Origin of the sequence: Mycolicibacterium smegmatis, assembly GCF_001457595.1 — a bacterium.
Lineage (GTDB): Bacteria > Actinomycetota > Actinomycetes > Mycobacteriales > Mycobacteriaceae > Mycobacterium > Mycobacterium smegmatis.
In genome coordinates this window covers 1,380,559-1,400,574 of sequence record NZ_LN831039.1, presented here as the reverse complement: position 1 = coordinate 1,400,574, position 20,016 = coordinate 1,380,559, and the positions used below count along the sequence as shown (strand labels likewise).

The 20,016-nt window shown below is 63.5% G+C and carries 10 protein-coding genes and 3 pseudogenes; 9 read left to right on the top strand and 4 right to left on the bottom strand.

The genetic code is table 11. From position 1 onward, the window contains the following. Positions 1-295: 295 nt before the first annotated feature. Positions 296-739 (top strand): hypothetical protein, encoded by a 444-nt coding sequence (locus AT701_RS34660; protein WP_157892526.1) that lies wholly within the window; start codon positions 296-298, stop codon positions 737-739. Here AT701_RS34660 and AT701_RS34070 read toward each other — a convergent pair. Both AT701_RS34070 and AT701_RS06460 read right to left on the bottom strand, forming a co-directional pair. Continuing rightward, positions 696-2,654 (bottom strand): AAA family ATPase, encoded by a 1,959-nt coding sequence (locus tag AT701_RS34070; protein ID WP_081319404.1) that lies wholly within the window; start codon positions 2,652-2,654, stop codon positions 696-698. The two genes, AT701_RS34660 and AT701_RS34070, sit on opposite strands and share 44 nt — an antisense overlap. Continuing rightward, positions 2,651-5,905: a DEAD/DEAH box helicase gene (locus tag AT701_RS06460; protein ID WP_162267860.1), complete on the bottom strand. Its 3,255-nt coding sequence runs from the start codon at positions 5,903-5,905 to the stop codon at positions 2,651-2,653. The genes AT701_RS34070 and AT701_RS06460 overlap by 4 nt, the downstream gene beginning before the upstream one ends. Positions 5,906-6,643: 738 nt before the next feature. Here AT701_RS06460 and AT701_RS06450 point away from each other — a divergent pair. From AT701_RS06450 to AT701_RS35605, 4 genes and pseudogenes are all read left to right on the top strand, one after another. Continuing rightward, positions 6,644-8,073, top strand: a pseudogene (locus AT701_RS06450) (IS3 family transposase). 290 nt (positions 8,074-8,363) lie between these two features. Beyond that, positions 8,364-8,786, top strand: a complete 423-nt coding sequence (locus tag AT701_RS06445; RefSeq protein WP_058125467.1) for an IS110 family transposase — start codon at positions 8,364-8,366, stop codon at positions 8,784-8,786. Between the two features lie 57 nt (positions 8,787-8,843). Next, positions 8,844-9,215: pseudogene (locus AT701_RS36065) on the top strand (transposase); the annotation flags it as partial. A gap of 44 nt (positions 9,216-9,259) precedes the next feature. Next, positions 9,260-9,400 carry a hypothetical protein gene (locus tag AT701_RS35605; protein ID WP_223496149.1) on the top strand — a complete coding sequence of 47 codons (141 nt, stop codon included), beginning with the start codon at positions 9,260-9,262 and terminating at the stop codon, positions 9,398-9,400. 371 nt (positions 9,401-9,771) lie between these two features. Here the strand turns inward: AT701_RS35605 and proA are convergent, their stop codons facing one another. Together proA and AT701_RS06430 are read right to left on the bottom strand one after the other, a co-directional pair. Next, complete coding sequence (gene proA / locus AT701_RS06435) at positions 9,772-16,140, bottom strand: anti-phage protein ProA (RefSeq protein WP_157892523.1); 6,369 nt, start codon at positions 16,138-16,140, stop codon at positions 9,772-9,774. A 185-nt stretch (positions 16,141-16,325) separates the two neighbouring features. Next, positions 16,326-16,691: a DUF732 domain-containing protein gene (locus AT701_RS06430; protein ID WP_058125465.1), complete on the bottom strand. Its 366-nt coding sequence runs from the start codon at positions 16,689-16,691 to the stop codon at positions 16,326-16,328. A gap of 554 nt (positions 16,692-17,245) precedes the next feature. Here AT701_RS06430 and AT701_RS35485 point away from each other — a divergent pair. The 4 genes and pseudogenes from AT701_RS35485 to AT701_RS34060 all read left to right on the top strand — a co-directional run. Beyond that, on the top strand, positions 17,246-17,554 hold the full coding sequence (locus AT701_RS35485) for an IS3 family transposase (RefSeq protein ID WP_011731611.1): 309 nt from the start codon (positions 17,246-17,248) through the stop codon (positions 17,552-17,554). 32 nt (positions 17,555-17,586) lie between these two features. Next, the gene (locus tag AT701_RS06420; protein WP_081319401.1) at positions 17,587-18,135 is read left to right on the top strand and encodes a DDE-type integrase/transposase/recombinase; all 549 of its coding nucleotides are present in this window, start codon (positions 17,587-17,589) and stop codon (positions 18,133-18,135) included. Between the two features lie 32 nt (positions 18,136-18,167). Further along, a complete protein-coding gene (locus AT701_RS06415) occupies positions 18,168-19,568 on the top strand; it encodes an IS30-like element ISMsm8 family transposase (protein ID WP_058125464.1) in 1,401 nt (466 codons plus the stop codon). 4 nt (positions 19,569-19,572) lie between these two features. Beyond that, a pseudogene (locus AT701_RS34060) lies at positions 19,573-19,866 on the top strand (integrase core domain-containing protein); the annotation flags it as partial. Between the last annotated feature and the right edge of the window lie 150 nt (positions 19,867-20,016).

The following is a 20,016-nucleotide window of genomic DNA, read 5'->3' as shown; positions in this document are numbered from 1 at the left end:
CCCCGGAAGATATCCTTTTTCTTCTACCCTCACCGAACCTTTGGCGGAGCGGTATCCCGACGAGCTCGAGGATGAGGGGAATTCCGGACTGCGCTGCGCCGAACACGACACGCAGTACAGCACAACACTGTGACCCTTCGCTTCTCCCTTTGGTACCGGCAATTCCTGGCAGTCGTTCCGGTTGAGCGGCAGTTAGGTCCACAATCCGACAGTGGATCATCGGCATTCGCCGGACAATACGGGGGCCTGCCAAGATCCGACGGCGGCTTGTTATCCCTTGGCACACACCGACCACATGACCGCCAATTCACCTCAAACCGGCACGACCGAATGGCTGCGCCCAGGATTCTTCACTGTCGACGCCCAGACGCTCACCGACGCAGACGTACCACTGGCCGTTGCGCAGAAGTGGACAGAAGTCGGCTTCAAACCCGACGACGCAATCGAGTACATCGACAAGAACGTTCCCCCGACGCAGCCGACCTCCGCGACCGGCGAATCGAACCTTGGCAGATCAGCCCAACGGGCACCGGATACGCGATCGAAATTCGCGCCTTGGCAGAAGGATGGATCCGAGTTCAGACGGCTCGTAACTTCGGAGCCGGCACGTCGAACGACGTCGACGAGCTGCGCGTCAACGGCTTTGGCTCTAATGACTGAGGCCAAACGGTCATCATGGGAAAAGACGATGCCGATCAGCGCTTCCGCAACCGTTCAGGCAAAGATTTCGAGTGAATGACCACGAGCTCTCGGTTCGCGCGCGTCAATGCGGTATACAGCGGCCCTTGGCGCCCGAGGTTGCCCTGAAAGTCTGACGGCTCGACGACAACCACGGCATCGAACTCCAATCCGCGGGCTTCATCAATCACGCTGACCGTCACTCGGCGCGGCGTCCGTTCCCACGCAACGGCATCGTCCGTCGACCTAGCCCACCCTCGGGTGCGCAACACCTTGGTAATCTGGTCTGGCGACGTGCAGATCACAGCCACCGTTCCCTTCTCGTAATCACCGAGTAGACGCTCAACTTCATCGACAGTCGCCCCTGGCAGATCCCGGCCTGACACCCTGAGCACCCGCGGCTCCGGACCAATCTGCTGAAACGCGTAGGACTTACGCTGATCACGGGGGAGCAACCGATTCCCGAACTCAAGAATAGGCTTGGTCGACCGATACCCCCGCTTCATCCGATGGATCGGCGTATCCGGGTCTATCGCGATGACCTCCAGGACTTGCGACCAGCTGGTGAGCGTATGGTCGGACCGCCGCTGATTCAAGTCTCCGAGAATCGTCCAGGCATCCGCTTCGTTGATCTCGTCCAACAACAGCCACTCAAGGGAGGTCACGTCCTGGGCTTCATCGACGATGACATGCTCGACCTGGACCAGATCGCGAGGCTTTGAGACCTCCCAGTGGATGAAGGCCACGAGTGGACCGTGAATCCCATCCTTAATCGCCTCCTTATACGGTGGCAGGTGCAGAAGATAGCGAGACCACTCGCCCTCCGAGGCGATGTCTGCCGCATTTCTCCGAACGTATTCGTAGACGCGTTCCGGCGTCGGTGTCCACTCGTTCGCGGCCTTTAATCTCCTAAGCGCCAGGCGCGCGAACCGCACCAGCCGCCAGTCGACATCCTGCCAAGTCTGAGAGTAAAGAGAACGTGCCGGCTGGGCCACTCCGATTATGTGGTTTATCAGTTCGGGCAACGACATCACCTTGATCCGATCGGTGGGTCCAGCCAAACGATCGATCACGTCACGCACGTGACGGGAGTAGCCCTCCGTTGGGCCGACGACAAGTACTGTTCCATCCAGCGTGTTCTCAGGTGGTGTCTCGTCGTTGACCAGGTACGCGGCCCTGTGTGATGCCACGATGGTCTTGCCGGTACCAGGTTGGCCTTCGATGATCACGCTGTCCATGGCGGGGATGGTTACCAGGTCATACTGGTCAGGCTGCAGCGTACTGAGCACAGGCGCAAGGCTTCTCGTCCGCGGCGCACTGAGGCGCTGTCGAAGCAACTCCTCCGCCCGAACGGGAGGCAACTCAGCCGACTGGTCACTGGGACCAGGCTGGGTCGGTGTCGACGATTCTGCGATAGCCGGGTGCCGGATTTCGTCCTCGACGGTTTCCGACTGCTTTGCATCGGGGTGGGCAGGACGGGGGCGGGGCACCTTCGGCGGTCGCGGCGGAGCAGGGACAGAGAGTCCCTGTTTCCTGAACGGCTTCGCAGGAGCATCAGTGCGCACCACCTCGTCACTGAAGTCGACGATATGGCGGTCGCGGACATGAAATGACCGGACTACGGCGACCTGTTCGCACAGGTAGTGATGGTCCGATCCTCGGAAGAAGGTGCACGCGATTGGGTTCGACCACCCAAAGACATTGACATCGTTGATCTTCGCGTGTGTTTCACCGATGTAGAAGTCGGCGCCTCCGTCCAGCACTTCGTCATCCGACCGCACTAGCGCTACGCGGCCAATGAGTTCGCCGTCACCCGCTTTGGGAGCTTTGGGCACACCACTACGAGTCCAATTCGCGTTCGCGGGCCCGTCGAAGACAGGTGGTGTTGAGGCACGTTCGCGCAGGATGTTCCTGTACTTCTTCTGCGCTGTCCGCTCATCCTCGAGTTCCAGCGCTTTGTCTCCCCCACCCTTCATGCAGACTCTCCAGCGACGCCGACATTCATGACGCAGGCGCCCAGGGGCTCTAGTCGAATCTCAGGTTGCGCCTGGGTCGACAGATCAGCCACCAGGGCTTCGTAGCGCTCCTCCGCCCGCCGTAGCTGACTGCGGAATAGATCGATCGCGCGCTCACCACGGCCCCGGCTCTGCGCAGTAGCGATCCGATTCTCGATTGCTTCTCTCCTGCGAAGGTGCTGCGCCCGCAGACTAATGAGCTTGGCGTCTCGCAGAGACTCAAACTCATCGTCGCGTCGCTTCTGCTCCCGCGCATGCCTAAAGTGCAGCTGGTTCAGCGCTCGTTCGGCGAGGCGGTCAAGTTTGTTGACATCCGGCATCGGTGCATCGGCGAGGTTGCCCTCCGCCAATGCTGCAAGTAGTACGTTCACCGGCCACTCGCCCGCATTCCGCCCCTGTTGGTCTACGGCGCTCCCCCAAATCTCATCTCCACCCCGCGCGGCTGAAATCGCCGTCGCCAGTACCACAATGTAGATACCGGGTACGACATCATCCTCTCCGGTGACAATCCTCAGAGAAGCGAATCGAGCTTGACGATGCCCCGGCACTGACGCGGCAGCCATGACAAGAGGATTTGTCGCGGTGAGCAGGGTTCCGCCACCCGTTCGAGCGGTCTCCTGGTCAAGAACGAGCGGTATGGGTAACTCGTTGCGCAGGCTGGCGGAAATGAGTCTCGTCTCCGAGCGGGTCCGCTGGTGCTTCTTCACCAGGTCGTTGACGCGAGAAGCCATCGCCGGATTTCCAAGCAGTTCGACGGTGTTCCCGTCACCGATCCGTTTGATCCCAGGCGCACCGTCGATTCGTGCCCAGTCGTCAAGTAGTGACGCCAATTCTTGCTGCCCGATGTACTGGCCTGTGCGTACCAAATCGTCTTCCAGCCCGGCCACTTCGACATCGTTGCTCACCAGAAGTGCGCTGGCAGCGTCGGCGACGTCCTCCAGGCCGGCGCGCTGCTCTTCAAGAGCCGTCAACATCTCGTGGACCTTCTGTTCACGCTCGCAGCGCGTGAGCGTGAAGTCGAACCCGGCCTGAAGAATCTCCCGTGCGTGCACCGTGACGATGGGTTCGAGCGCGCCGATGGAGGATTCGAAGATCTCGATGCGGTCGAGGAGACGACTGAGGATCCGCTCATCAATCGTGCTCTCGTTGACAAAGTTGACGACAACGATTGCCTCGTCTTGCTGCCCAATCCGATCGATCCGGCCTATGCGCTGCTCAATTTCCATAGGGTTCCAGGGAAGGTCATAGTTGACTACTGCGGAACAGAATTCGAAGTCAAGACCCTCACTGGCAACGCGGTTTGCCAGCACAAAGTCGTACTGACCCGAACGGAAGTCGGCCATGATCTTGATACGGGACTCGCGCTTTACTCCACCGTGCATTACCGCAACTCGATAATCCTCGCTGAGTCGATCACTCAAGTAGGCCAGGGTGGGGACCGAGAACGTGAAGATCAACGCTTGACGGTTGCCCGAGTGTAGACTGGATAGCACCTCACGAAGCACGTCGAACTTGGTGTCGACACCTTCGGGGAGCGCGAGAGCCGCATCGACAAGTGCCTCGTGTGGCTCGAGCCGACTGGAAACCTCGCCCGAGTCCGAGTCGGAAATCTGACCGAATGCGTCAGGTTCCAGGACGGCCTTTCGCGCCATCGGCAGACAGGCACTCGCGAGCCGCAATGGCATCTGCATCGCGAAGTACAGCGGCCGCCCCAGTTCCGCCGCTCGCGTACGACACCACTCGAGGTATTCGGCGTAGAACCTTTCTTCTGCATCAGTCCACTGAATATTCCTGCGGTCCTCCTTGCGCTTCGCCTTTCGGTCGTCGACTTCGACCTTCTTTGTGCGTGTGATAACAGTGGACAGTGTGTTCAGTTCCGATAAGGTACGTTTGGCGTCGACAATGTCGCGCGGCGTAAGTTCAGTCTTCCCCAGGACATCACGCAAGAGATTGAAATCCGGCCTTTGTGTCAGTGCTCGGCCATATGGTGTCGCGGACAACTGTTCCAATTCGCCAAGAAGTTCGTGGCCGGTGACCCCCTTCTCGCTGAGTCGAGCCACAACGCGGTTGGTGATGCGGTTGGGTTCCAGACGCATTTCGAGATCGCGGATGTCCCCATAGTCTCCAGGAGCCAACAGCTCCAACAGATTGAGAAGATCCGTTTGGTGCAGGTTGATGGGCGTTGCAGTCAGGAATACCAGGTTGTCCGCCCACTCGTCTAGTTGTGTGCCCAAGGCATAGCTCTTGGTGTCTGAATTTCGCATCGAATGCGCTTCGTCAACTATGACAAGGTCGAACTCAGGGGGGACATCTCTGAAATCATCCAGTCCGCCCCACGTACGTAGGCGTTCCATACTGCAGATGTACGCCTGCCGTCGTGGGAGACGGTTCTGCAGATGCCTGTCGTAAAACTGCGCCAAGCCACTGGCATCGAGTTCCGTCAGCTCGAAGCCGAACCTGTCCGCCATCTCCTCTTTCCACTTGGCCAACAAGCTCGACGGGCAGACGACCAGAACACGATCCGCTTCCTGCCGCGCTTCCAACTCAGTCCATATCAAACCCGCTTCGATCGTCTTGCCCAGACCGACCTCGTCGGCGATGAGCAATCGCGCCTTGCCAGTCTGTAGTAGCTTTAACACCGGTTTGAACTGGTAGGGACGAAACGTGGTGCGCGTAGCACGGAACGAGAAGAGGGTATTCGCGAACTTACCCAGCAGCTTTGCGCGGGTAAGTGTGGCACCAAACCGACCAGCAGGCGTAGGCTCCTTCAACACCCATGCGCGAGGATCATCGAGCTGAGGGCGAGCTCGCAACTTCGACTCGATCACATCGATGCGCCGCCCGTCCATGGTGACCGAGTACGACCACTCGTCGCTGAAGAACCGGCGGTCCCTGATCGTCACATCCCTGTCACCCGGATGGGTCACTGCGACCTCGTTGATAGCGAACTTGGGCGCAGGCACGGGCACGGCCCGCTCCCACAGTTCCTCTGCCCACCCCCAAGCGTTCATCAGTGGATGGTCGTCAGGCAGCGACGCAACTGGAACAACCGCTGAGTCACCGGGCGGTGCACCGGCAGCCACCTGCATCAGCATCGGGGACTCGATGCCCTCGAACCAATACACGCCCTCGGGCAAGCCCGCTTCTGCCTGCCAGAGGATCCGGCAGTCCGCGACCCGGTCTCTGAGGTTTGCCACGGGACGGTCCAGCACGACCGCTCGACTAAACTCAGCTAGGTCAAGTGGAACATCCACCCGGTCGGCGTCTGGGTGGTACCCAAATGTCGGCTCGGTTCGCCTGTCCGACACGGGATCAAGGCCCATCATTGATGCGTTCCGTCTCCCCTACCCGGTACAACAACGCTTTCATTGATCACTTGATACGTCCTCTTGCGCGCGGCCGATTCCCATCATTCAACTCCAGCAACCTTCCGAGAGAATAACGCCCACTGCCGACATCCGTTCGATTTCTTGCCACCCGCCACGAATACACGAACTGTGCAGGCCAGGAAATGTACAGAGGACGTGTTGTGACTGCCGTTATTCGCCAGGGGCGGTCAGGTCTCGCAATCAATGGCTGTGGCCAGACGCCTGCGGGACTTCATGACCGCGGACCATGCGCCGGTTGCCCTTTCACGGTTCTCGAAGGCGGCCGCGAGATGGAGGCGATCGTCGCAGCGGCGGAAAGCGAAGACACGCCTCATGCGACTCCTTTCCTGCACGTTGACGGGTTGCGTCCAGCAGAGTGGTGTACGAGTCGGACCTCATTAGCAGTACCGGCGTGTCGTAGCCGAATGAATGAAGGTCATCGCGTGATTTGTGAGTGTGTGTTGTAGCGATTCGGCTGTTCCCTGGGTGTCAGGGTGAGTTGAGTCCACTGGTACTTAGCAACTTGGCAACTTGGCTTGATCTCGGGGCGAGAACGGAATCACCTGAACCATGACGACGACGATGGCTGCTGTGCGCGAGACTGGAGCGGTGGCACCTTCACCGCGATCTGATGGCCCGCGCCGGCGGCGCTCGATTTCTCCGGCGCAGAAGCTGGCCCACCTGGATGCCTATGAGCAGGCCTGTACGACCAACGATGGTGGGGCGTACCTGCGCGGTGAGGGGTTGTATTCCTCGCAGATCGCCGAGTGGCGCAAACAACGCGATGCTGGGGTGTTGGAAGGCAAGGCACCTGGGGAGAAGGTCGGTAAACTCACCCGCGAGCAGGCCGAGATCGCCCGCCTGAAAAAGGAACTCGCCCAGGCCAATAATCGGCTGGCGACCACCGAGGCTGCCCTGGGGATCATGGGAAAAGCACACGCGCTCTTGGAGTCTCTCTCCGAGAGCGCGGACACCGACACGCCGCCGACCAAGCGCTGATGGATGCCTACAACGATCTGCGGGATATCCAGATTCCGACCCGCAAGGCCGCGGAGGTGACCGGCATGCACCGCTCGACGGCCACTCGACGCGCCAAACCCGCGCCGGCGCCTGCCGATCGGGCACCACGACCGGTCCCGGTCAACAAGCTCACCGAGTCCGAATGCGCCCGGGTGGTTGAGGTGCTCAACAGTGCCCGGTTCGTCGATGCCGCGCCGATGCAGGTGTGGGCCACGTTGCTCGATGAAGGCAGCTACCTGTGTTCGGTGTCGACGATGTACCGCGTCCTCAATGCCAACAAGCTGGTCAAGGAGCGCCGTCGGCTGGCCCGGCACCGCAAAGCGGTCTGCCCGGAACTGGTGGCCACCGCGCCGCGGCAGGTGTATTCGTGGGACATCACCAAACTGGCCGGCCCGGTCAAAGGGGTCTACTACGACGCCTACGTGATGATCGACATTTACTCGCGTTACATCGTCGGGGTCCATGTGCACGCCCGCGAATGCGGCCAGCTGGCCAAGGAGATGATGGAACAGATCTTCGGCACCTACGGCATCCCACACGTCGTGCACGCTGATCGGGGCACCTCGATGACCAGCAACACCGTCGCCGGACTGCTCTCGGATCTGGGAGTCATCCGCTCGCATTCGCGGCCCAAGGTATCCAACGACAACCCCTACAGCGAGTCCTGGTTCAAGACCTTGAAGTATGCGCCGGCGTTCCCGGAACGCTTCGAATCCATCCATCACGCGAGGGATTTCATGGACCGATTCGTGCAGTGGTACAACCATGAACACCGCCACAGCGGCATCGGGCTGCACACACCCGCCGATGTGTTCTACGGCCTCGCCGGCGGGAAAGACACCCAGCGCCGAGCCGTGCTCGCCGACGCCAGGGCGCGCCACCCACGCCGATTCGGCCGCGACACCGCACCCAAGGTCATCGACCTACCTGAATCCGCGGCGATCAACCCACCCAAACCGGCCGAACAGGAGACCGAAACGGAAGCCGCTTAACACCCACTGGACTCAAACACCTTGACAAATTCCGGTTTGAGTCGCTGTCAGGATCGGTGTCGATGCCAGGGACTGACTCACGCGTGATTTGGCCGCCGGGTTGGTGTGCCGTGCGAAGGACCCGTCGTCGCTGGCATCGGCACCGGCCCGCCCCACCTCTGGCCTGATCAGAAGCCTGTCCGTGCTGCTGTCGTGGCGCGTGACCCATCACAGATATGCCGCCGAGCGGATCCTCCCGGGCCGGTGCCGCCCTGATCCGTGCACTGGACAGGAGCGCAAGGCCCGTGGCAATGGTGGCAGAAACGGTGGGCGCTGTCATCGGTGGCGACGCCCACCGAGACACTCACGCATTGGAGATGACCGCACCCAACGGCACAACGATCGCGACACTGACTATCGAGAACAACGCGTCGGGATTCATTGGCGCGTTGGAGTGGATCGCCGAGCATGCGCCCGGGCCTGGCGTTATCGTCGGGCTGGAGGGAACTCGTAGTTACGGAATTGGTCTGGCGCGCGCACTCAACAACGCCGGTCTGGTCGTGGTCGAGGTCGAGTGCCCGCGTCGGCGTCACCGCCGTCGCGGCAAGTCCGATCCCGTCGACGCCCGGCTTGCTGCGCTTGAGGTGTTGCGCATGGATGACGAACGAAAGCCATTGCCCGCGGCGGTGATCGTGAAGCTATCCGCATACTTCTTAGCGCGCGCAGCGACATGACCATCTCGCGCACCGCGCAGATCAACAGGCTTCGGGCGCTGCTGTTCACCGGCGACGATGACGATCGCGCGCTCGCCCGTTGCTCGATGTCGGACACAACCTCGGAGTCATCGCGCGCCGGCGCGGGGACCGCGGCGCCTCGACCGAAGCCCGCGTACGTTGCGCCAAAGCACGCCGGTTGGCATTGGCGATCCGCGACGGCGCCCGCGCCTCGCCGATAACAAGCGCCAGCTGGCCGAACTGGTCGAGGCATTCGCCCCTGGCTTGCAGGACCGACTCGGCGTCGGCCCGGTCAGCGGCGGCCAGTTGCTCGTGTCCTGGTCGCATCACGGTCGCCGTCACGAAGCCGCCTTCGCGGCCCTTGCCGGAGTCAGCCCGGTACCCGCCAGCAGCGGTCGCACCCACCGGCACCGACTCAATCGCGGCGGCGACCGCCATCTCAATCGGGCGCTGCACGATATCGTGTTGACGCGGTGGCGGATGTCCCCCGCACCCACGCCTGCATTGCTGCCAGCCGGGCGAAAGGCAGATCCGACGCCGAGATCCGCCGCGCACTCAAGCGCTACACCGCCCGCGAACTCTTCCGGGTGCTCAACACCTCAGTCGCCCATTGACAAACATAGAAGCGTCCTTCGAGAGACCGACCAAAATCACTCAAGCAAAGGAATCAACGCCTTCTGCCAGATCTTGATCGTCAGGAGTGTCTCCCTTGGTCTCCGCCGGGGTGGTACAGGTCCCGGCGATCTCTCCGGGCGGCCATAAAGCTTGGCGTCTTTGAGTTGTGGCGTCTCCGAACTACTGGCGCACGTGAACCCGTCAAATCCTGGCTACGCCAACATTTGTCCGCTTCCGTCGTGGCGGTGGTACACGGAATGCGTTAGCGTTGAACCGCATGCAGCGGTCATCGACGGCACCATCATCGACCACCGAACAATATCCCCTTCAACGGAGCGACGAGGTGCGAACAGCCGGCACGCGCAACCTTCTAGGCGACCACCACCAACCCCGCCGGCGAATACTTCAACACTCGCCTGTCGACAGCACGCTTCAGCGCGTCGTCCAGCCGAGCGCCGATCGCCTGGGTGATGCGGCGACCACCGAAGAGCGCAAGTGCCTCGCGCTTGAGCTCTTCGCGCTCGATACCGCCGGTCTGCTCAGCGACGATCAACATGGCGTTGCCAATCTCGATGAGGCTGACCTCATCGAGAGGCCGGCTTCCCCCGTCTTCAGGCTGCCGCACGAGTGACCATTCGTCGGGGTTTACGCCAGCGCCCCAATAGAAGTCGTCACGGTCGCGCCGGTATTCGGTCGGCACCACACGTTGAATTGAACGGCGACGATCATCGTTGACCCGGCCCAGCCCGAACGCTCCTGCGACAAGCTTCGCCAGCCGGTCACGGTGAATCGGCGCCTCGACCTCGATGATCTCGCGCGCCACCGTCAGCACTTGGCTTCTGGCCCACGGACTCGGAAGCGCATCGAGCACCGACTTGTCACCGGCGATGCGTGGCGACCACTCCTCGAAGGCCCGGATGTTGGGGTGCTGCTTGGGCTTCGGCGCCGTCACGGTGGGTGCCGACTTCAGCGACCCGATCGTCGCGGGCTCGTGCTCCGGTCCAGTAACCGGCGGAGGAATCACGAGGGTGGGAGTCTCGACCGGCTCGGACGGTTTCTCCACCGGCTGCGCCAACCGTTGCTTGGCGTCGTCGACCGCTTGGCGAAGCCGTTCGAGCGTTGCCTCACGGTAGTTCAGCCATTCCGGCATCCATACGCGTTCGACAGACGGCCAGTGCATGAGATTCGACAGGACGTCGATGGGCAGTCCGTCACGGTCGGCGACAGTCTTGCGGCGGTACCACTCGGCGCCGTCCAGCAAGACCGCGACAAGCGCGCGATCCGGCTCATCAGGATCGGCGATCACCAAGTCGACGCGGAACTCTGACAACCCGACGTCGGTGCGGACGACGAAGCCTTCGTTACGCAGGGCTTCGGCGATGTCGTCACGGTGCCGGTCGATCACCGGCTGGCGCTTGCCGCCGTCGATGATGGTGTCCACACCGCGCGCCGCGAGCTCCAGGTATGCCTTCAAGTGCTTGGTCCCGACCTGTGTGGTTTCTTCTGCCCGCAGGTCGGCGGGGTCGAAGCTGGCATAGAGCACCACTTCCCGGCGCGCGCGGGTGACGGCCACGTTGAGCCGCCGCTCCCCACCTGGTCGTGACAGCGGACCGAAGTTCAACGGCAGAACGCCGTTTTCCTTCTTGCTGAACGCCACCGAGAACAGGATGGTGTCGCGTTCGTCCCCCTGCACGTTCTCCAGGTTCTTGACGAAAAGCCCATCGGGTTCGTCGAGTGCTGCCAACAGCCGCTCGTCGCGGGTATCACGCAGCATGTTCTCGATCAGGTCACGCTGCTGTGCGTTGAAGGTGATCACACCGAGCGACGGCGCCCTGTCGGGTGATTCCGCGAAGCGGCGGCGGATGTCCTCGACGATGCGTTCGGCCTCGACACGGTTGGTGCGCAGGGTCTTTCCTTTACCTGACCGCTCGAAGTGCCCGTCGACCCGCACCAGCGAGATGCCGTGCCCAGCGGTGCCGGCGTGGGGCGCCGGGAACGACGCCAGCTGGCCGCCGTAGTAATGCACGTTGCTGAACGCAATGAGGGCTTCGTCCTGGCTGCGGTAGTGCCACGACAGCCACTGCTGCGGGACCTGCGCGTGCACGCACTCAGTGAGGATCGACTCTTCGTCGGCGACCACATCGGGGTTGTAGTCCTCGTCGTCGTCGACCGTGGCGCTCGCCTCGGCGAAGCTCGTCGGCGGCATCTGCTTGCTGTCACCCACGACGACAACCGATTTCGCGCGTCCCATGGCGCCGATCGCGTCGGCAACCCGGATCTGCGAGGCCTCGTCGAACACGACGATGTCGAAGATGTCCGGGCGTGCGGGAAAGAACCGTGCGACCGAGTCCGGGCTCATCAGCGTGCAGGGCAGGATCTGGGTGATCAGCTCACCGAAGTTGTCCATCAGTGCCCGCACGCTCATGCCGCCACGCTTGCGGTCGAGTTGACGGCGCAAGCCACCTACCTGCCCGGTGTCAGCGGCGGCGTCGAACGTGCGGCTGCCCAACAACTCTGCGGGGATGGCCCGGCGGAGCTCCTCGCGGATCGCGCTCGCGCTGGAGGTGAACCGCTGGATCGTCTTGTTGTGGGCGGTGACGTGGAAGTCGCCGAGGGCGCTGGCCTCCAGACGCTCGGTGACCGAGGCCCGTGCCGCGCCGTGGTCGAACGCCAACGGGGCATCCTCGGGCACCACCATGCCCTTGAGGATGTCGACGCGGACATGGTCCATACCGGCCTTGCGCAGCGGCTCAACATGGGTGAGCAGGTCGACCCAGCGTTCCGCCGAGGCGGGTGTCTGAAGTTTCCTGTCGCCCCGTGTCGCCCACCACTGCTCAAGGAACGAACCCTCCCCGGCCCACATCCGCTGGCCATCCTCGGAAGTACCCGTCACCGCGGTCAGTCGCTGCCACGCGGACGCCAACCGCTGCAACGGCTGCGCCAACGCACCCTGGCCGGTGTCACGGTAGAACGCGCGCATCGCGCTGATCCGTGGCTCGTCCGGATGTTCCGAGAGGACCTTTCCGACGCGCCGCACCGCGGCCAGCGCGTCGGCCAGCCGGGTGGCGTCGTCGCTGACGAGCGGGTTCCAGGACGGGTCGATCAGTCGCGTCGGCAGTTTGGCGACGCGGCCCCGAAGGTCTGACACGTCGCGGTACGTCGTCTCGATGTCGGCGGTCAGCGTGGACAGTGTCTTGAGCTTCACCGTCGACGGGTCGACCGCCAACACATCGGCGAGTTGCTCCCGCACGGCGCGCCGACGCTTCTTGCGGCCGAAGAAGCCCGACTCGTCCGCCTCGACCGCCGACTTGTGGATCGCCGGGATGTCGAGGTCCATCGCCGCCGGCGTGGCGGTCGCCAACCAGTCCGGTTGTGTGGCACCGAGCTTGGCTGACAGCTGGTCGATCCCGTTGAGCTGGTTCTGGCCCTCGGCCTCATGCAGGCTGTCGACGGCGTCGAGCGGGAACCGGGGTTCAGCTGCCAGCCGAGCCCAGGCGACCACCGCGTTCGGGCTGTGCGCTTTGGCGAGCTGGTCGAGGGCCAGACCGCCCTCCAGCACGTCCTCCAGAGCGGCGTCGAACTCCACGGCCGCGGTGTAGACCTCCGCCGCGTCGAGACCTGAGGCGGGTACGGAGTCGATGAAACCCCATGCGTGCTCCCGGCGAGGCCGGGCCAGGTCAACCTTCTCCGGCAACCCCCGCATCACTTCGTCGACCGCGTCCAAGATCGACGGGTCCGCGCTGGCCACCAGGGATTTCGGCACCTCGAACGGCTCGACGTCGGGATCGGCGGCGAGCTCACGCGAGCGCGCGGTGTACAGCGAGTGACCGACGGCGTTCATCTCGTGCAGACGCTCGGCATACCGCGCGAGAGAGCGGCGGCTGGATTCCGCGGATTGCAGTTTGGTGCGCAACAGGTCGGCGTCGTGGGTGACCCGCAGCTCCAACGCTTCCTTGATCTGCGCGCGCACCGCGGCCGGCCGTGCCGACTTGTCGTGCAGATCGAGCGACAGTTCGCCCAGGCCAACACTTTCCAGGCGCTTTTTCACCACGTCGAGAGCAGCGCGTTTCTCCGCGACGAACAGCACCCGCCGCCCGGCGGCCATGGCGTGCGCCAGGAGATTGGTGATCGTCTGCGACTTGCCGGTGCCGGGAGGCCCCTCCAGGACGAACGTGCGTCCACCCACGGCTTCCGCCACGGCCCGCAGCTGCGAGGAGTCCGCGGGAACCGGGACCGACGCACCGAGCTCGTCGAGGTCGACATCTTCCGGCGGCGCCACCGGGTCGACGAACTGGCTGGTCGGCGTCTCGATCAGGTGCTTCACCAAAGGGTTGCGCGACAGCGCTTCCCAGGACTCGTCGAGGTCTTTCCACAGCGGGAACTTGGCGAACTGCAGGATCGACAGGTGCACCGTGTCTTCGACGCGGAAGGCCAGACCGGCATCGGCGATGGCGTGACGCACGGAGTTGAAGGTGCCGGCCAGGTCGATGCCCGACGCGTCCTCATCGGGGTTGGCCAGGCCGGGAATCTCCAGTCCCAGTGCGGTGCGGAGCTTTTCGACCAGGCAGTAGTTGGGCGTCGACGCGCCGGCGTCATCGATGGTCAGCACGTAGCTTTGGCCGCGGTTGGAGGTGCTCAGCGACACCGGCACCAGGATGAGCGGGGAGCGCAGTTCCCGGTCGTTGAGGTGCCAGCTCAGCATCCCGAACGCGAGGTAGAGGTTGTTGGCCCCGGTCTCTTCCCGGATCGTCCGTGCCTTGTAGGCGAGGTTGCGCAGGCCGCGTTGGTAGGACGCGTCGGTGATGTCGATGTAGGCGCTGTGCTTGTCGGCGAGCAGCAGCTCGCGTTCCTGCTCCGGGAGGTCGCGGCCGAATCGAATGCCGCGGGCCTGGTCCACGCTTTTCACCGCATCCGACGCCATCAGCGTGATCTTGTCGCCGGCGTTGATGGCGTCCTCGAACCGGGCGAGAGCGGGACCGGGGATTTCGATCCGGAAGCCGGCCCGGTCGGTGAAGTTGATCAACCGGTTGCGCAGGCTGAGGTCGAGCAGGGCGTTCTTCCACTGGGTGACCCGGGCCGGAACAGCTCCCTGTGGGGCGGCTGCCTTGGTCCCGGTCGCGACGTAGGGCATGATCACCGGGCCGTTGGCCGGTTTGTACTCGGTGACAACGACATTGCCCTGGTCGTCGACTGCGCGGCTTGGCAGCGGGTGGATCCGCGCCTGCCGGGCCTGACGGATGTCGGTGATGCCGATGACGTCGCCGAGCCCGTCGGACAGGTACTTGATCCGGGGGACGGCGCGGGCGTCGTCGAAGGTCGCGCCGTCGGCCGATTGGGTGACCATCGTGGTCTCGATCAGGCCGATGGCGCCGAGGTCAACCTGGTTGGCCACCTCGACCGCTTCGGTCGTCGACACCGTGCTCAGGGCGGAGTCGGTGCGCCAGTAGCCGAGGAAGGCGTGCCCGCGCAGCACCCAGATGGTGGTGTTGATGCCGGCCTGCTCCAGCACGGCGGCCATGGTCAGGGTGGTGTCCAGGCAGGTGCCGAGCCGGCCTTCGAGGACTTCGGCTGGCGTGCGCACCTTTTGGCCGTCGTCGCCCCAGCTGGCCGGTGGCTCGGCGTAACGGATGTCGCAGGCGCGCATCGCCTCGAACACCGCGCGGGCGATGGCGTCGACACGGTCGGGATTCTCGCTCTGGTAGCCGTCGATCGCCGAGTTCCCGGTGGTCGCGAGCAGACGATCGGACACCTTGGGCATGAGCGCCGCCACGGCTGTGCTGTTCGGCTGTACATAGGCGGCGAGCATCTCCAGCGCGAGCTGTGTCGGCGACGCTTTCCACTGGTTGGCGGCCAGGACATTGACCGGGTGCGCGGCCTCGGCCAGTGCGGTGCCGGCGGGGTCGCGGACGACGACGCGGATGTCGGCGGGGCGCTGCTCGTCGACGGTGAGCATGGAGGCCGGGTCGAGTTTGAGGTCGACGTCGCGCAGTGTGGTCGGTCGGCCGGGCGAAAGGTCGGCGTGGACTTCACGAGGACCACCGTGCGAGCCTTCGGCACTGACGACGTCGATCTCGATGGTGGCGCCGAGCAGGTCACCGAAGGTGTTGTCGATGGTGATGTGGTCGATCACCGGGATACGGCAGTGCGCCATCGCGTAGCTGAGGTCCGGTATCGCGGCGATGTCGATGCGTGGTGCGTCGGGGTGCGGCGGCCGCGGTGGCGTGAGCACGTGCGGCGCGGTTTTGGTGGCCGTGGTCGTGGTTACCGGCGTCTCGGAGTTGGTCGGCGTGCCGGTGGCGAGCGGTGAGACCGCGGCCTTGAGCTGGGCCAGGGCCGCAGCCGGTTCGGGGGCGTCGATGGCGCGTAGCAGCAGCTCGGCGGAGTCGATGGCCCGGTAGGCCTCGGGCGCCGTGAATTCGCCGGTGTGTGCCCACTTGTTGCGGACTTCGCGCAGTTCCTTGGCATAGATCTCGGCCTGCCGCGGCATGCTGCGGTTGAACGGCCAACCGACGTCGCCGACGCGTTCGGTCATGGCGCGCAGCATCATGGCCAGGTCGGTGCTGCGGTATTCGCCACCGCCGCGGCCGTTGGCGGCGTCTTTGCGACGGAGCAGCTCCGGCCACTCCGTTCCCGGCGGTACCGCCTTGGCGAGAACGTGATTGACAAATGGGGACAGACCCCGAGCCAGCACGGTCAGTGCCTGCCCGACCAGAGCATGATGATCGCCAGTGTTAATCACTAGAGCTCCCCCTCGTGTGACCTCGTACGGACGGCCGCTACCCGCCTGACGCAGCGCGAGCTGGTGGGAAGGAAGTCCGACTTAATTGACAGCAATGAAAACATGCTTAGGCAGTCTTTGCTAGTTTTTACTCTAAATGGATTGTGTTGCGACATTGGCGACCTCGGGTTCCGGCGAGCGCTGCGCTACGCACCAGTGGTGGGGCCGCTGCCGAGGAACGCCCGGACGGTCGGCAACACGTCGGGGCACATATTCACCGCGGCCGAGGCGACAACGACCGCCGTCTCGTACGGGGCGTAACCGCCACCGGCGACATAGTCCAACGTGGCCGGCATGCCCGCACCACTGCGCAGCATGCGGCATGCCATCTTGCCTTGATCGATCACGTCAGTGATCGACGAGTAATACACGCCTTCGTTGTCCAACATCGACACGAAGTCGTACTGGTCGGCGTGCGCTGGGGCGGCGAGTGCGGTCGCGGTCGCGGCCGTCGCGACGACACAGAGTGCCACGGTTGATGCCCGCCATCGTGCGGGATAGGTGATGATCACCAGACGCTCCTTCCGTCATTCCGTAGCCCGCGCATGCGAGCCACACAGAATGACAGAGGGCACCGACACCCCGGACGCTTCTGGGAGTTCAGCCCTAATCGCACTCATCGCATCGTCCGGTCGCAGGCAGGGTCGATGAAGTGAACGGGACAAATCTCTGGCGGCTGCGCCATCTTTGCCTGCGCGAGTTTCCACTCTCGCACAGCCATCGCCTTGGGTGTGAGCGTTGGCTCGCCCCTCCCGAGGGCATCTCGGCGCCGAAGTACCGGTAACACTCGAGTCGTATCTTGCCGCGTGGTCGTCGAGTTGGTCGAAACTCGTCGACTCGACGTCACCAAGACGAAGCGGAACGCTGCCGTAACCTGTTCCTACAGTTCCGTCGGCAGTAACACACAGCGAGCTGAGATGGGGCAAACCATTGTCGCGACAGTGGTAGATGACGCGTTGCAACAGGCCGCCAATCCAGTTCGTCAACAAGCCATTAGGGTCTGCTGCACGAATAGGTGACATCTGAGTTGGCTTGCCCAGCGTGGGCAGGCTGGAAGGATGTCCCCATGGCAAGGCCCTACCCCCGTGAGTTCCGCGATGATGTCGTGCGCGTGGCTCGCAACCGCGATGACGGGGTGACGATCGAGCAGATCGCCACCGATTTCGGTGTCCATCCGATGACCTTGCACAAGTGGATGCGCCAGGCTGATATCGACGAAGGCGCCAAGCCTGGCAAGAGCACCGGCGAGTCTGCTGAGCTGCGTGAGGCCCGGCGGCGGATCAAGCTGCTCGAGCAGGAGAACGAGGTCCTGCGCCGGGCCACGGCCTATCTGTCACAGGCCAACCTCCCGGGAAAAGGCTCTACCCGCTCGTAAGTGAGCTCGCCGCCGACGGGATCCCCGTCGCGGTGACGTGCCGGGTCCTCAAGCTCGCCCGCCAGCCGTACTACCGTTGGCGCGCCAATCCGATTACTGATGCGGAGATCATCGAGGCATATCGCGCCAACGCCCTGTTCGACGCCCACCGCGACGATCCCGAGTTCGGCTACCGCTACCTGGTCGAGGAGGCCCGCGACGCTGGCGAGACGATGGCCGAGCGCACGGCTTGGCGGATCTGCTCACAGAATCGGTTGTGGAGCGTGTTCGGCAAGAAGCGCGGCAAGAACGGCAAGGTCGGCCCGCCGGTGCACGATGATCTTGTCGAACGCGACTTCACCGCCGGTGGCCCAAATCAGCTGTGGCTCAGCGATATCACCGAACATCGCACCGACGAAGGCAAGCTCTACCTCTGTGCCATCAAGGACATGTTCTCCAACCGCATCGTCGGATACTCGATCGACGCCCGGATGAAGTCCCGGCTGGCCACCACAGCGCTCAGTAGTGCGGTGGCACGCCGCGGTGATGTTGCCGGTTGCATTCTGCACTCCGATCGCGGATCTCAAGGCGGATTCAACTGATCGTCGCAACACCTCGATTATGGAGGTGTGGAATGGGTGCGTTGGATCGGCAGCGGGCGGTTCGGTTGTATCGGGGACAGATTCCGTCTCCGGGTCGGCCGTCGGTGGCGTGGCGTCAGGATCGGGTGAGGTTCTGGGCGGCGATCGCTGCGGGGGCTATGACTGAGGACGCCGCTGCCGAAGCGGGCGTGTCGTCGCCGGTTGGGTTCCGCTGGTTCCGTCACGCTGGTGGAGTGAATCCATGCTTGCCAGAAACAGTTTCGGGACGTTACCTGTCCTCGGATGAACGTGAGAACATCGCGTTGTGGCGCGCCCAGGGCGCCGGGGTGCGTGAGATCGCCCGGCGGCTCAAGCGTGCACCGTCGACCATCTCACGGGAGTTGCGCCGCAATGCCTCGACCCGCACCTATCGACTCGACTATAAGGCCTCCACTGCGCAGTGGCACGCCGAGCGGCGCGCCCGCCGCCCCAAGACCGCCAAGCTCGTTAGCAACGACCGGCTGCGTCAGTACGTCCAGGACAAACTGTCCGGCGTCGTTCGCGGCGCTGATGGCCAGGTCATCGTCGGTCCCGCCGCCGCCCCGTGGAAGGGACGCAACAAGCCGCACCGGGGTGATCGGGCCTGGGTGCAGGCATGGAGTCCAGAACAGATCGCTCGACGGCTCCCGCTGGACTTCCCCGATGATGTGACTATGCGGATCAGCCACGAGGCCATCTATCAAGCGCTGTACGTCGAATCTCGCGGTGCGCTGAAGCGGGATCTGGTCAGCTGCCTGCGCCGAGGCCGGGCACTGCGGGTACCGCGGGCACGAACGCGGTCCAAGGCGTGGGCCCATGTCACCCCTGAGACGTTGATCAGCCAACGCCCACCCGAGGTCGATGATCGCGCTGTTCCCGGACATTGGGAGGGTGATCTCCTGATTGGCTTGCAGCGCAGTGCAATCGGCACGCTGGTCGAGCGCAGCAGCCGGTTCACCATGCTGGTCCATCTGCCACGTGAAGTTGGTTACGGGATAATTCCGCGGACCAAGAACGGGCCGGCGTTGGCCGGCTATGGCGCCATCACGATGGCCAACGCTCTGGAACAGACGATCACCACGTTGCCCGCGCAACTGCGTCGGTCGTTGACCTGGGACCGGGGCAAGGAACTGTCGGCGCACGCCCAGTTCTCGGTCGCCTCCGGAGTCAAGGTGTTCTTCGCTGATCCGAAGAGTCCGTGGCAGCGCGGTACCAATGAGAACACCAATGGCCTGTTACGCCAATACTTTCCAAAAGGGACCGACCTCTCAAGATGGTCGGCCGAGGACGTGGCAGCGATCGCCCATACCCTCAACACCAGGCCGCGGAAAACCCTCGGCTGGCGCACTCCCGCGGAAGCCTTCGCCGAACACCTACACTCACTTCATCAAGCCGGTGTTGCGACCACCGATTGAATCCGCCCAATTCAGGTCACGAAGATTCGTCCACGCACTCGGCCGCTACGAGATGGTCGGATCGATGGGCCGCGTAGGCGCGGCCGGCGACAATGCGGCCATGGAGAGCTTCCTCGCCCTGCTCCAGAAGAACGTGCTCGATCGCCGCCGCTGGAGCACACGAGAAGAGTTGCGGATCGCGATCGTCACCTGGATCGAACGGACCTACCATCGCCGCCGGCGACAAGCCGGACTTGGGCGGTTGACCCCGATCGAATTCGAAGCCATCATGACCACACCGGCCAGTCAGGCCGCGTGACCGAATCTGTCACCTGATCGTGCGGCAGACCCCAGCGAGGCGCCATCGGGGTAGCTCCCCGGCGGCGCCTCAACTTGCCCTCTCCCTGGGTGTCAGGGTGAGTTGAGTCCACTGGTACTTAGCAACTTGGCAACTTGGCTTGATCTCGGG